The organism is Microbacterium testaceum, assembly GCF_001476655.1.
Lineage (GTDB): Bacteria > Actinomycetota > Actinomycetes > Actinomycetales > Microbacteriaceae > Microbacterium > Microbacterium testaceum_C.
The window spans coordinates 1-13,598 of sequence record NZ_LDRT01000133.1 but is presented as its reverse complement, the minus strand read 5'-3'; the positions used below and the strand labels follow the sequence as shown (position 1 = coordinate 13,598).

Annotated in this window: 11 protein-coding genes; 3 read left to right on the top strand and 8 right to left on the bottom strand. The window is 69.8% G+C overall.

From position 1 onward, the window contains the following. Nucleotides 1-110: 110 nt before the first annotated feature. The 6 genes from NS220_RS15890 to NS220_RS15865 all read right to left on the bottom strand — a co-directional run bounded on the left by NS220_RS15890 (nt 111) and on the right by NS220_RS15865 (nt 7,403). Nucleotides 111-425 carry a hypothetical protein gene (locus NS220_RS15890; protein WP_058624993.1) on the bottom strand — a complete coding sequence of 105 codons (315 nt, stop codon included), beginning with the start codon at nt 423-425 and terminating at the stop codon, nt 111-113. A 219-nt stretch (nt 426-644) separates the two neighbouring features. Then, nucleotides 645-1,910 (bottom strand): multiple monosaccharide ABC transporter permease, encoded by a 1,266-nt coding sequence (mmsB, locus tag NS220_RS15885; protein WP_242864649.1) that lies wholly within the window; start codon nt 1,908-1,910, stop codon nt 645-647. Further along, a complete protein-coding gene (mmsA, locus tag NS220_RS15880; RefSeq protein WP_058624995.1) occupies nt 1,897-3,468 on the bottom strand; it encodes a multiple monosaccharide ABC transporter ATP-binding protein in 1,572 nt (523 codons plus the stop codon). Before mmsA ends, mmsB begins: the two co-directional genes overlap by 14 nt. A 98-nt stretch (nt 3,469-3,566) precedes the next feature. Then, nucleotides 3,567-4,670 (bottom strand): multiple monosaccharide ABC transporter substrate-binding protein, encoded by a 1,104-nt coding sequence (gene chvE, locus NS220_RS15875; protein ID WP_153004331.1) that lies wholly within the window; start codon nt 4,668-4,670, stop codon nt 3,567-3,569. Between the two features lie 291 nt (nt 4,671-4,961). Next, nucleotides 4,962-5,987, bottom strand: a complete 1,026-nt coding sequence (locus NS220_RS15870) for a LacI family DNA-binding transcriptional regulator (RefSeq protein WP_058624991.1) — start codon at nt 5,985-5,987, stop codon at nt 4,962-4,964. Between the two features lie 93 nt (nt 5,988-6,080). Further along, a complete protein-coding gene (locus NS220_RS15865) occupies nt 6,081-7,403 on the bottom strand; it encodes a M20/M25/M40 family metallo-hydrolase (protein WP_058624990.1) in 1,323 nt (440 codons plus the stop codon). An 83-nt stretch (nt 7,404-7,486) separates the two neighbouring features. Here NS220_RS15865 and NS220_RS15860 point away from each other — a divergent pair, with 83 nt between their 5' ends. Both NS220_RS15860 and NS220_RS15855 read left to right on the top strand, forming a co-directional pair. Further along, nucleotides 7,487-8,470, top strand: coding sequence for a Gfo/Idh/MocA family protein (locus NS220_RS15860; protein WP_058624989.1), 984 nt, complete (start codon nt 7,487-7,489; stop codon nt 8,468-8,470). Between the two features lie 79 nt (nt 8,471-8,549). Beyond that, nucleotides 8,550-9,410 carry an NYN domain-containing protein gene (locus NS220_RS15855; RefSeq protein WP_058624988.1) on the top strand — a complete coding sequence of 287 codons (861 nt, stop codon included), beginning with the start codon at nt 8,550-8,552 and terminating at the stop codon, nt 9,408-9,410. Nucleotides 9,411-9,503: 93 nt separating this feature from the next. Here NS220_RS15855 and NS220_RS15850 read toward each other — a convergent pair whose 3' ends face one another. Both NS220_RS15850 and NS220_RS15845 read right to left on the bottom strand, forming a co-directional pair. Continuing rightward, entirely contained in the window at nt 9,504-10,130 is a 627-nt protein-coding gene (locus tag NS220_RS15850) for a hypothetical protein (protein ID WP_058624987.1), read from the bottom strand. Next, complete coding sequence (locus tag NS220_RS15845) at nt 10,127-11,710, bottom strand: ATP-dependent DNA ligase (protein WP_058624994.1); 1,584 nt, start codon at nt 11,708-11,710, stop codon at nt 10,127-10,129. Before NS220_RS15845 ends, NS220_RS15850 begins: the two co-directional genes overlap by 4 nt. Before the next feature lie 276 nt (nt 11,711-11,986). On the opposite strand from NS220_RS15845, the gene NS220_RS15840 reads away from it, so the two are divergent. Continuing rightward, on the top strand, nt 11,987-13,598 hold a 1,612-nt coding region (locus NS220_RS15840), incomplete at its 3' end, for a RecQ family ATP-dependent DNA helicase (RefSeq protein WP_058624986.1).

Here is a 13,598-nt window from a genome sequence, read left to right as displayed (position 1 = left end):
GCCCGTCGGCGCAGGGGTCGGCGTGCCCGTCGGCGCAGGGGTCGGTGAGGGCGAATCGGTCGTGAGCGCGATCACGACACCGCGGGTGACGTCGTCGCCGAGGGCGAGGATCACGACCGCCGAGGACGACGCGTCCGGCGCGATGTCCCGCGCGCGTTCCTCGGCCGCGGCGGGAACGTCGAGCGGGCGTCGGCGACGGCCGCGTCGGCCCAGCTCGCCCCCGACGCGATCGCGATCCGTCCCTCGGTGACCGCGGGCGCGAGCTCCTCGAGAGCCGCGGCGTGACGATGCTGCTCCCAGGCGTCGTTCTCGTCGCCCGCGAGCACGGTGACCTGCACGGGCCCGGACGGTGCGGTCGACGCGATAGCCGCGATCCCGGAGTTCGGATGCCACCGCGTCGCCCGCGTGCTCCCACCCGGCGTCATCCGTCGAGGGCAGCGCGACGCCGATCACCCCGACCCCGTCGCTCGAGCCGGCGCTGCGCGCGGTCGTCGACGTTCACCCCGCAAGACCGAGCGCGACGACCGCGAGGAGGGCTGCGGCACGACGGATCGGCGTGCGGGGGGTCACTTCTCCATCCTGCCCCAGCAACGACGAGACGCCCCGGCGCGCAGGGCGTCGGGGCGTCTCGGCAGAGGCATGGATCACCCGCGCGTGCGGTTCTTGTTCCACACGTCGAAGGCCACGGCCAGAAGCAGCACGAGGCCCTTGATGAACTGCTGCACGTCGGTCGAGATACCCATGAGCGACATGCCGTTGTTGAGCACACCCATGACCAGGCCACCGGCGATCGCGCCGACCACGCGGCCGACACCGCCCTGCACAGCGGCACCACCGATGAAGGAGGCGGCGATGGCATCCAGCTCGAAGAGGTTTCCGGCGCCGGGACCGGCGGAGTTCAGACGTCCCGTGAAGACGATGCCGGCGAGGGCCGCCAGGACGCCCATGTTCACGAACAGCATGAAGTCCACGCGACGGGTGTTGATGCCCGACAGCTTCGCGGCGGTGCGGTTGCCACCGATCGCGTAGATGTGGCGACCGAAGACGCTCCGGCTCATCACGGTGGAGTAGCCGATGATCAGCACGCCGAGAACGACGAGCACGATGGGCGTTCCCCGCGAACCGGGGGCGACACCGAGCAGGTAGGTGAGGTAGGCGATGAGAGCACCGCCACCGATGAGCTTCACGAGGAAGGCGACCTGCGGCTCGTTCTGGAGCTCGAGAGCGGCGCGCTTGGCACGCTGACGCACCTGCGACACGACGAACAGGACGAGGGTCAGCACACCGAGCCCGACGGTGATCCACTCGGCCGGCGAGGTCGCGGCGGGGAAGAGATCGGGGAACAGGTAGCCACCGCCGAGGGCACGGTACTCGGTGGGGAACGGGGTGATCTGCGTGTTGCCCAGGGTCATCTGCGTCAGACCGCGGAAGAGCAGCATACCCGCCAGGGTCACGATGAAGGCCGGGATGCCGATGTACGCCACCCAGAAGCCCTGCCACATGCCGACCACGGCGCCGAGAAGGAGCGAGAGCAGGATGCCGAGCCACCAGGGCAGACCCCACTGCACGATCAGCACACCCGAGACCGCGCCGACGAAAGCGGCGACCGACCCGACCGAGAGGTCGATGTGGCCGGCGATGATGATCATCACCATGCCGATCGCGAGGATGAGGATGTAGCTGTTCTGGACGATGATGTTCGACACGTTGCCCGCGGTGAGCAGACGTCCGCCGGTCAGCGCCTGGAAAAGCAGGACGATGACGATCAGGGCGATGAAGATGCCGATCTCGCGCAGTCGCGACGTGAAGAACTGCAGAATGCTCCCGGCACCGCCGCCGGTGCCGCCGCCGACGGGACCCTTCGGCGTCGCGGGCCCCTGCGGGGTCACGGTGTTGTCAAGCGCTGACATGGTCGGCTTCCTTTTCCTTCGTCATGAGCACCATGAGTGCCTCGGGAGTGGCCTGTTCGATGGGCAGCTGGCCGGTGATGTGGCCTTCGCTGAGGGTGTAGATGCGGTCGCAGATGCCGAGCAGCTCGGGCAGCTCCGAAGAGATCACCAGCACGCCCTTCCCCTGCGCCGCGAGGGAGTTGATGATCGTGTAGATCTCGTACTTCGCGCCGACGTCGATGCCGCGGGTCGGCTCGTCGAGGATGAGCACCTCGGGATCGGAGAAGAGCCACTGCGACAGCACGACCTTCTGCTGGTTGCCGCCGGAGAGCTTGCCGACGACCACGTCGACGCTCGGCGCCTTGATGTTCATCGAGGTGCGGTAGCGATTGGCGACGAGGTACTCCTCGTCGCCGTCCACGAAGCCGCCCTTGACGAGCTTGCGCATGCCGGCGATCGAGATGTTGCGCTTGATCGTGTCGATGAGATTGAGGCCGGCGCCCTTGCGGTCTTCGGTGACGTACGCCAGTCCGCTGCGGATGGCCGCGGGGACGGTCGAGGTGTCGACCTTCGCGCCGCGCACGTAGACGTTGCCGGAGATGCGTGAGCCGAAGCTCCTCCCGAAAACGCTCATCGCCAGCTCGGTGCGACCGGCACCCATGAGACCGGCGATGCCGACGACCTCTCCCGCGCGCACCGTGAGGGTGGCGTTGTGGATGACCGTGCGACTGGCATCCGTGGGGTGGCTGACGTTCCAGTCCTCGATGCGCAGGACCTCTTCGCCGATCTCGACGTCGCGATCCGGGTAGCGGTTCTCGAGCTCGCGGCCGACCATCCCGCGGATGATGCGGTCTTCGCTCGTGCCACCGGTGGCGACGTCGAGCGTCTCGATCGTGCGACCGTCACGGATGATGGTGACCTCGTCGGCGATCGCGCGGATCTCGTTGAGCTTGTGGCTGATGATGATCGAGGTGATCCCCTGCCCCTTGAGGTGGCGGATCAGATCCAGCAGGTGCTCGGAGTCGTCGTCGTTCAGGGCCGCGGTCGGCTCGTCGAGGATCAGGAGCTTGACGTCCTTCGACAGGGCCTTGGCGATCTCGACGAGCTGCTGCTTGCCGACGCCGATCTCGTTGACCGGGACATCGGGGCTGTCGCCGAGCCCCACGCGGGCGAGCAGCTTCGCGGCCTCGCGGTTCGTGGCATCCCAGTCGATGAGCCCGCGGTGGGTGATCTCGTTGCCGAGGAAGATGTTCTCGGCGATCGAGAGATAGGGGCTCAGCGCGAGCTCCTGGTGGATGATGACGATGCCGGCGGACTCGCTGTCGCGGATGTCCTTGAACTCGACGGTCTTGCCGTCGAAGACGATCTCGCCGCGGTAGTCGCCCGCGGGATACACACCGCTGAGCACCTTCATGAGAGTGGACTTGCCGGCGCCGTTCTCGCCACAGATGGCGTGGACCGTTCCGCGCTCGACGGTCAGGGACACGTCGGCGAGCGCGATGACGCCGGGGAACTCCTTGGTGATCGAGCGCATCTCGAGGATGGTGCTCACGAGGTCCTCCTTGAAAGGGCCGGCCATGGCCGGTGGGGATGAGAGACGTGGGGCGCCTCCGCCGCGACCGAACGGGTCGATCGCGGCGGAGGCGGTGGGGGCGGGACGAAGCCCGCCCGCGGGGATCACTTGAGGTCGGCCTCGGTGTAGTAACCGCTGTCGACCAGGACTTCCTTGTAGTTGTCCTTGGTGACGATCGTCGACTGCAGGAGGTAGGAGGGGACGACCTTCTTGCCGTTGTCGTACGTCGTGGTGTCGTTCGTCTCGGGGGTCTCGCCCTTGCGGATGTCGTCGACCATGGTCACGGCCTGCTTGGCGAGCTCGCGCGTGTCCTTGAAGATCGTGGAATACTGCTCACCGGCGATGATCGACTTGATCGAGCCGGCCTCGGCGTCCTGACCCGTGATGACCGGGAGGGCGTCGGCGGCGTAGCCGCCCGAGGTGAGGGCGGAGATGATGCCGATCGACAGGCCGTCGTAGGGCGACAGGACGCCGTTCAGCTTGGTGCCGCCGATGACGGTGAGGATGTTCTCCATGCGCTTCTGCGCCGTCTCCGGCAGCCAGCGCAGGATGGCCGCCTGGCCGAACTCGGTCTGACCCGAGGGGACCACGAGCACGCCCTTGTCCATGTACGGCTTGAGCGTGTCCATCGCGCCGTTCCAGAAGAACGTGGCGTTGTTGTCGTCGGGGCTTCCGGCGAACAGCTCGATGTTGAAGGGGCCGGTGGCGCCGGTCTCCTTGCCCGAGGCGTCGAGGACGCCGAGGCCCGTGAGCAGCGAGGTGGCCTGCTGCACGCCGACCTTGTAGTTGTCGAAGGTCGTGTAGTAGTCGACGTTCTCGGTGCCGTTGATGAGGCGGTCGTACGCGATGACGGGGATGTTCGCGTCCTTGGCCTGCTGCAGGACGTCCGTCAGCGTGGTGCCGTCGATCGAGGCGATGATCAGGGCCTTGGCACCCGTCGTGATCATGTTCTCGATCTGCGAGACCTGCGTGGGGATGTCGTCGTTCGCGTACTGCAGGTCGACCTGGTAACCGAGCTCCTCGAGCTGCGATTTGACGTTGTTGCCGTCGGCGATCCACCGCTCCGACTGCTGGGTCGGCATCGCGACGCCGATGGTGCCGCCCGCTTCCTGCTCACCGCCGGCGCTGTTGCCCGTACGGTCTCCCGCGCACCCGGCGAGGCCGATGCCGAGGGCGAGGACGCCCACCCCGGCGATCGTCTTGAGCATGCTGTGCTTGTTCACTCTGGTTCCCTCCATTGGGTTCATGTCGCGGTCTCTCCACCCGGAGCCCACCGCGGTCTCTGCGGACGAGATCACACCGGACGCACGAATCAACGGGGCGAAACGAAAGACGATCGAAACATCTTCGTCTCGACGGATCCGCTCCGCAGCGAGTCCCGTCGGTCGTGTGACCGGTCATGTGACCGTTCACATCGTGTGTGTGATGCTACCCCTCCGCCGGACCTCGGTGTCAAGTGCTCGTTCGCGCACCGTCCAGCCGTTGTCGAAATGTGACGATCAGCGACTCGGTGGAGCGGTGGAGGAACGCACGATGAGACGCAGGTGATCGGGCTCGGGCGCGAGCTCCTCGCCACCGGCCTCCCCCACCGCGCGGAGCAGATCCCACACGGCTCGTCGCCCGATCCCGAGGAAGTCCTGACGGACGGTCGTCAGCGGCGGCCAGAGGTGCGCCGACTCCGGGACGTCGTCGAAGCCCACCACCGCGATGTCGTCCGGCACCGAGCGACCGATGTCGCGCACGGCATGCATGAACCCGAGCGCCATATGGTCGTTGCCCGCGAACACCGCCGTCGCGTCCTCGGTGCGCAACAACTCCCGGCCCGCCTCGTAGCCGAACCGGGCCGTCCAGTCGCCGAGGACAGGCGGACGCGGCGAGAGGTCGTTGGCATCCATCTCCGCGAGGTACCCCCGCATACGGTGGTCCGCCTCGATCCAGTCGCGGGGACCGGCGATGTGCAGGATGCGGCTGTGCCCGAGCTCGATGAGGTGCCGCACGGCGGCGCGTGCCCCCGCGATCTGGTCGTTGAACGACGCTGTCGAGCCCGTCGACGAAACGATCTGCACCGGAACCGGGAGCTGCAGCTCGTCCAGGATCGGCACGACCCGGGTCTGCGGCGCGACGGCGATGAGCCCCTCGACCGACTGCTGCATGAGGTGATCGATCGAGGCCCGGACATCGTCGGGCGCGCTCGTCACGAGGCTGGTGACGGTGAGCCGATACCCGGCGGCGCGGGCCGCGGACTCGACCGCCTGGATCATCGTGGCCACACCGAACGTCGTCGCGCGCGGGCCGAGCACGCCGATCAGCCGCGACCGGCTCGTGGCGAGGGCGCGGGCGGCCTGGTTCGGCACGAACCTCAGTTCGGCGATCGCGGAACGCACCCGCGCCGCCGTCTCCGGACGCAGCTGCGGGCTGTTGTTGATGACGCGCGAGACCGTCTGGTACGACACCCCCGCGAGACGCGCGACGTCGCGGATGCTCGGGGCCCGGCCCGTGGCATCCGGAAGATCGATCTCGCTCATGCTCCGCCTCTTTGCGTCAACGGTCCCTGCGTGACCGGTCACACGAGAATAACCCGGCACCTCGCCCGGTGCGCGACGTGGCCGTCCGCGCGGTCAGGATTCGAGAAGCACGCGATAGAACCGGATGCCGCGGAGCCAGGAGTCCACGCGGATTCGCTCGTCCGGGGCGTGCAGCGCGTCCCGCTCGGACCGGGTGAGGTGGAACGGCGCGAAGCGGTACACGTGCGAAGTGAGACCGGTGTAGAAGCGGCTGTCACTCGCCCCGAGCTGCAGGTACGGCAGGGGGACCACGTCGTCGCCCAGCGTCGCCCGCACCGCGGTCGCGACCCGGCGCCACGCGTCGCCCTGCCACGGAGACACCGGAGAGGGGTCGCTGCCGCTGCGCAGTTCGATGTCGACCGACGGATCCGCGACGGCGCGACGCAGATGGACCGAGACGTCGGAGAGGGTGTCGCCGGTGAGCAGGCGGACGTTCACGGTTGCCCGTGCGGTCGTGGCGAGGACGTTCTCGCCCGCCGCGCCTTCGAGGCGGGTGACGACGGCCGTGGTGCGAACGAGGGCGTTCGTCTCGGGACCGAGGCGGGAGAACGCGGCCGTGACGAGCGGAGCGGAGACGACGGTCCGGCGGAAGAGGGTGCGGAAGGGCTCTCGACTATGGGCCGCCGCGGTGCCGAGCATCGCGCGGACGGGGTCTGCGAGCCGGAGCGGGAACGGGCGGCGGCGCAAGCGGTCGATCGCCCGCGCGAGGCGAGCCGTCGCCGGCAGCCGCGGTGGAGTCGAGGCGTGGCCGCCGGCTTCGCGGGTCACGAGGTCGAAGCTGGCGACCCCGCGCTCGGCCACCCCGATCATCGCGGTCGGGGCGGCGACGCCGGGCAGCGCGCCCTCGACCACGGCCCCGCCCTCATCGATCACGAGCGCCGGTCGGACACCGCGTTCCTCGAGCAGCGCGGCCATCGCCTGTGCGCCGGTGCCGCGCGTCTCCTCGTCGTGGCCGAACGCCAACCAGACATCGGTCCGGGGCACCACGCCGTCGCGCAGCGCCTCTTCGACCGCCTCGAGGATGGCCACGAGCGCACCCTTGTCGTCTATGGCGCCGCGGGCATAGATCGCCGTCTCGGCCCCCTCCCCCTCGACCACGGCCTCGAACGGAGGATGCTGCCACGGCTGCCCGTCGACCGGGACGACGTCCTGGTGCGCCAGAAGGACCAGCGGGGACGCGGACGTCTCGCCGGCCCACCGGTAAAGGAGGGAATGACCCGCGACGACCTCACGCTCCAGACGCGCGTGCGTGAGCGGATAGAGGCGTTCGAGCGCGGCATGGAACTCGTCGAAGCGCGCGGTGTCGACCTCGGCGGGGTCGACGCGGGAGACGGTGGGGATGCGCAGCAGCTCGCGAAAGCGCTCGACGGGCGTCATGAGACGAGCCTATGCCCGCGGCATCCGGGACTTCCCGCGCAGACGCGACCCGCCGTGTCGGATGCCGCCGATACGGTGGGACCATGACCGGACTGCACTGGGGCATCCTCGCCACGGGTGGCATCGCCCACGCCTTCACCTCCGACCTCCGCACGGCGGGCCTCCACGTCGCCGCCGTCGGCTCGCGCCGCATCGAGAGCGCGCGCGCATTCGCCGCGCAGTACGACATCCCGCACGCGCACGGCTCGTACGAAGAGCTGGTGAGCGACCCGACGGTGGACATCGTCTACATCGCCACCCCGCACCCCGGCCACGTCGACAACGCGCTGCTCGCCCTCGACCACGGCAAGCACGTCCTCGTCGAGAAACCGTTCACCCTCAGCGAGACCGAGGCGGCGATCATCCGCGACCGCGCCGCCGAGAAGGGTCTGCTCGCCATGGAGGCGATGTGGACGCGCTACCTGCCGCACATGGTGCGCATCCGCGAGATCATCGCCGCCGGAACCCTCGGCGACATCCGCGTCGTCTCGGCCGATCACACGCAGAAGATCTCCACCGACCCCGCCCACCGTCTCAACGCTCTCGAACTGGGAGGCGGCGCCCTGCTCGACCTCGGGATCTACCCGATCTCGTTCACGGTCGACGTGCTCGGCCTGCCCGAGCGCGTCAGCGCGGTCGCGCGCATCTCGGATGCCGGCAGCGACGCCGACGTCGCGACTCTCTTCGTGCACCCCGGCGGGGCCCTGTCGACCACGGTGTCGTCGTCACGGGGCGCGGGGGCGAACACCGCGCAGATCGTCGGCACCGAAGCCCGCATCGAGATCGACCGCGTCTGGTACACCCCGACCTCGTTCCGCGTGGTGACGTCCGACGGCGACGTCATCGAGGAATACACGACCTCGATCGAGGGCCGCGGGATGCAGTTCCAGGCCGAGGCCGCCGAGCGCTTCGTCACGGCCGGTGCCCTCTCGAGCGACGTGCTGCCGATCGACGAGACCGTGGCGATCATGGGTGTCCTCGACGAGGTGCGCCGGCAGATCGGCGTGGTCTACCCCGGGGAGCGCTGAGCGGGGTCTCCTTCCGCGCGGGAGGGGCACGAGGCGGGCGGACTGGCCCTGACCGGCCAGACGGGTGAGACTGGTTGCCATGCCCGATACGCAGAGCCCTCGCGTCGCCGTCTATCTCGATTTCGACAACATCGTCATGTCCTGGTACGACCGTGTGCACGGCCGCAACGCCTACTCGCGTGACCGGCAGAAGATCGCCGAGAACCCGATGGACCCCGAGATCGCCGACCGTCTCACCAAGGCCACCATCGACGTCGGCGCGGTGATCGATTATGCGGCGTCGTTCGGCACCCTCGTGCTCACGCGCGCCTACGCAGACTGGTCGGCGCCCGTGAACGCCGAGTACCGCTCGCAACTGGTCGCTCGCGCCGTCGATCTCGTTCAGCTCTTCCCCGCGGCGGCGTACGCGAAGAACGGTGCCGACATCCGACTGGCGGTGGATGCGGTGGAAGACATGTTCCGCCTCCCCGATCTGACGCACGTGGTGATCGTCGCGGGCGATAGCGACTACGTGCCTCTCGCCCAGCGCTGCAAGCGACTGGGCCGCTACGTGGTGGGGGTCGGCGTGGCCGGATCGACGGCGAAGTCGCTCGCCGCCGCGTGCGATCGCTTCGATTCCTACGACTCGCTCCCCGGCATTCCGAACCTGGCGGACACGAAGAAGGATGCCGCGCCCTCCCGCCCGCGGGCACGCAAGCGCTCCAAGGACCCCGCGGTGGACCTTCTCGAGCGGGCCATGCAACTCGAGGGCGAGCGCGCGGACGGCGAGTGGCTGCACGCCTCGGCGGTGAAGGACCTCATGAAGCGTCTCGACCCGTCGTTCAGCGAGAAAGCGCTCGGCTTCCGCAGCTTCTCGGACTTCCTCAAGGCACAGACCGACCTCGTCGACGTCGACGAGGAGTCGAATGTCGTGCAGGTGAGAGCGGTCGCGCGCGGGTGACGCCGGCGGGCCCGGCCGGAGGGTACGGGCATGCCCGGAGACGATCCCGTCAGCGGCGCACAACCCGCGTTCTGAAATGCGCGGGCGACCGGATCAGCGCCGAGCGGCACCCGGGGCGACGTGAGCCAGGACCCGGTCCCAGGCCGACGTGAGCGTGAGCTCGCCGTTCACCGAACCGATCTCGTGGTCGGGCACCACCTGCATCTCCGCGGACCGCATGCGTGCGACGTACCACTCGGCGTCGGTGATCGCCGCGGGGCCTTCGCCGCCGACGAGCACCAGCGCCTCGGCGTCGAGATGATCGAGCAGCGGGGTGCGCAGGTCGCGACTCAGCGGGTCGGACGGGCTCGTGACGCCGACGATCGCCAGTCGGTCGATCACCGGCCCCATGGCCGCGGCGAGATAGATCGCGATCGGCCCCGCGGCCCGCTCGCCGACCAGCCCGACCGTCGTTCCGGGGGCTTCGCGCTCGAGCAGCTCGCGCAGCGCGTCGACGGTCAGTCCCGCCGGTGTCTGCCCGCCGAACACCGGGGGATCCTCGAGCTCGGGGGCATCCAGACCGACGGCGATCACGCGGACGTCGTACCCGGAGGTGACGCGCGCGTCGGGATCGGTGGTCGACACGTCGCCCGTGCGCAACACGAACACCGCGCGCGGGGCACCCGGGGCGCCGAAACTGCGGTATCCGAGCTCGCCGTCGAGCCACGGAGCCAGACTCATGGTGTCGTCCTTTCGTCGAGGGGGTTCTCGGGTTCGTCGACAGAGGATCCGACTCCACCGCCCGGCAGCATCGCCCGCAGCGTCTCGATCGTGTCCGCCTCGGCCGCCGACTTGTCGGAGCGGTAGCCCTTGACGCGCGCGAACCGCAGCGCGACGCCGCCGGGGTAGCGCACCGAGCGCTGCACCCCGTCGATCGCGATCTCGACCACCGTGTCGGGGACCACGCGGATGCCGCCGGGTACCTCTCCCGTCGCCCGCTCGGCGAAGTGCGCCGTCTGCCACCGCAGCAGCTGGTCGGTCAGACCTTTGAACGTCTTCCCCACCATCACGAACCCGCCGGGCTCACCGAAGCTGCCGTCGGGATCGCGCGCGCCGAGATGGAGGTTGGAGAGCCACTCGGCCCGGCGCCCCGACCCCCGCTCGACGCCCAACACCACGAGTTCGAACGTGTGCACCGGCTTGACCTTCAGCCAGCTCTTGCCTCGTCGACCGGCGGAGTACGCCGCGTCGAGCCCCTTGACCATGACTCCCTCGTGCCCGGCGTGCAATGCCGCCTGCGCGAAGGTCTCTGCCGCCACCGGGTCGTCGGTCACGAGCGCGGGGATGCGGTACTCCCCCGCGACGCGATCGAGCTCGTCGATCCGGGCCGCGAGAGGCTCGTCGATGAGGTCGCGGCCGTCGACGTGCAGGATGTCGAAGAACCACGGCCGCAGGGCGATCTCGCGCGCGGTCTCGGCTCCGAAGCGCGCCATCGTGTCCTGGAACGGGCGCGGAGCGCCGTCGTCGTCGAGCGACAGCGTTTCGCCGTCGAGGATCACATCGTCGACCGGGAGAGAGCGGGCGACCTCGACGATCTCGGGCACGCGATGGGTGACGTCGGCGAGGGTGCGGGTGTACACGCGCACCTCGTCGCCGTGGCGATGCACTTGAACCCGCGCGCCGTCGAGCTTGTACTCGACCGAGGCGCGACCCGCGGCATCGAGGGCCTCCGAGACGGTCGCGGCCGTGGAGGCGAGCATCGGCTGCACACCGCGCCCGACCACGAGTCCGACCGCGGCGAGCTCGTCGATCGATCCCGTGAGGGCGAGGGCCGCGGTCTCGCCGAGATCGCCGGACAGCATGGCCGCCCGGCGCACCGCGGCACCGTCGCGATCGGCGGCCCGGGCGAGGGCATCCACGAGGACACCCTCGAGGGCGCCGGTCCGCAGCTCGCCCGTCATGATCCTGATCAGGAGCTGCCACTCGCTCTCGGTCGCCCGGGCGGCCAGATCGTCGAGAAGGGCCGTGCGGACCGTGGCGGATCCCGGTCCCCCGACCTCGACCAGACGGGAGAACGTCTCATCGACCTCACCGACCGTCAGCGTCGGCACCGGCGCGTGGGATCCGCCGCGCGTCGCCAGGGTCCGCCAGCCGACACCGAGACGGCCCTGCCGGGGAGCCGCGGTGAGGAATCCGACCGCGGGCTCGATCTCGCCCGGCTCGAGCTCGTGGAGGAGCGCCGCGAGCACGTCGACTTTGGCCAGGCGCGAGCGCGTGCTCGTCACCGCCGCGAGGGCCGTTTCGATGTCGCCGAAGAGCATGTCGGCATCCTGGCACCCCCCTCCGACATCGATCGGACGCTTGCGTCGCCGCCCGAGCGCGTGCGACACGACGGAGCGCCCGGGACCCCGCACGATCTTCGCGCGACCGTGCGGGGCCCAGAACGTCGTCTCGCCCGCCCTGCCTTACGCGATGCGGGCGATCGCGTGCGGTCCCGATGGCCGTGCCGGGAACACACGTCGACGCCGCTCGCAACCCCCGCTGCGATGTCGGAGGTTCAGGGTGTGCTGGGACCCTCCCCCAGGAATTGAGGAACCGTGAACGCACCCGCCACCCTCGAACAGTCCGCCCGTACCGCCCGCGAGGTGTTCGGCTGGGACGACCTGCTGCCCGGCCAGGCCGAGGCGATCGACGCGGTCGTGGGAGGACGCGACACCCTCGTGGTCTTCCCGACGGGGGCGGGGAAGTCCGCGGTGTACCAGATCGCCGGGTGCGAGCTCGGGGGCACGACCGTGGTCGTCTCACCGCTGTTGGCGTTGCAGCGCGACCAGATCGACTCGATCGACGCCGCTCCCGACGCTCCCGCCGCGGTCGCCCTCAACTCCCGCACGAGCGCCGCCGCGCGAAAGGCAGCCTGGGCGGCGATCGAGGGCGACGATGCGGTCTACGCCTTCCTCGCGCCCGAGCAGCTGGCCAATCCCGACGTCTTCGACCGGCTCGCACGCGCCGACGTCCGCCTCGTCGTCATCGATGAAGCGCACTGCGTCTCGGCGTGGGGCCACGACTTCCGGCCCGATTACGCCCGCATCGGCGACGCCGTCGAGGCCCTGGGGCATCCGCCGGTCCTCGCGCTGACGGCCACGGCATCCGCACCCGTCCGCGACGACATCGTTGCGAGCCTCGGCATGCGCGATCCCCACCTCGAGGTGCGCGGAATGGACCGCCCCGAGATCCACATGGCCGTCCGCCGTCACGAGCACGACGCCGACAAACGCCGCGCCGTCCTCGCCGATGTCCAGGATGCCGACGGCCCGGCGCTGCTGTACGTGGCCACGCGCAAGGGCACCGAGCTCTACGCCGACGAGCTGCGGGAGCTCGGGCTACGCGCCGCCGCGTACCACGGTGCCATGGCTCAGAAGCGGCGCGACGAGGTCCACTCCGCGTGGAGCGCGGGCGAGCTCGACGTGGTCGTCGCCACCTCTGCCTTCGGGATGGGCGTCGACAAGAGCGATGTCCGTGTGGTCGTGCACGCCGATGTGACCGAGTCGCTGGACGCGTACGCGCAGGAGATCGGCCGCGCCGCGCGCGACGGTCAGCCGGCCCGGGCGATCCTTCACTACCGGGCCGAGGACTTCTCGCTGCGTTCGTTCTTCGCGGGCGGACACACCACGCGCGCCGATATCGCCGGGGTCTGGGACGAACTCCGGCGGGCGAAGAAGCCGCTCCGCGCGAAGGACGTCGCCGAAAGAAGCGGCCGCACCGCCCGGGCCATCGGTCGCGTCCTGAACCAGCTGGTCGCGTGCGGCCTGGCCGTATCGGGGGCGGACGGCGTCTCGGCGCAGAAGAAGGCCTCCGCCGGAGACGCCGTCGCCGCCGTGCGTGAGCGCGATGAGGCCGAGGAGCGCATCCGCGCCTCGCGCATCGAGATCATGCGGGGCTACGCCGAGACCACCCATTGTCGCCGCCGCGCCCTGCTGGAGTACTTCGGCGTCGACAGCCCCGTGTCGTGCGGCTCCTGCGACCGGTGCGACACCGGTGCGGTCGCACCGATCGAGGTCGCGGGCGCCACCGACGACGGCGGCATCCGCATCGACTCCTCCGTCGCGCACGCCGAGTTCGGGACCGGCACCGTCATGGGCATCGAAGACGACCGGCTCACGGTCTTCTTCCCCGAGCACGGGTACAAGGTCCTCGCTCGCGCCGCGTTCG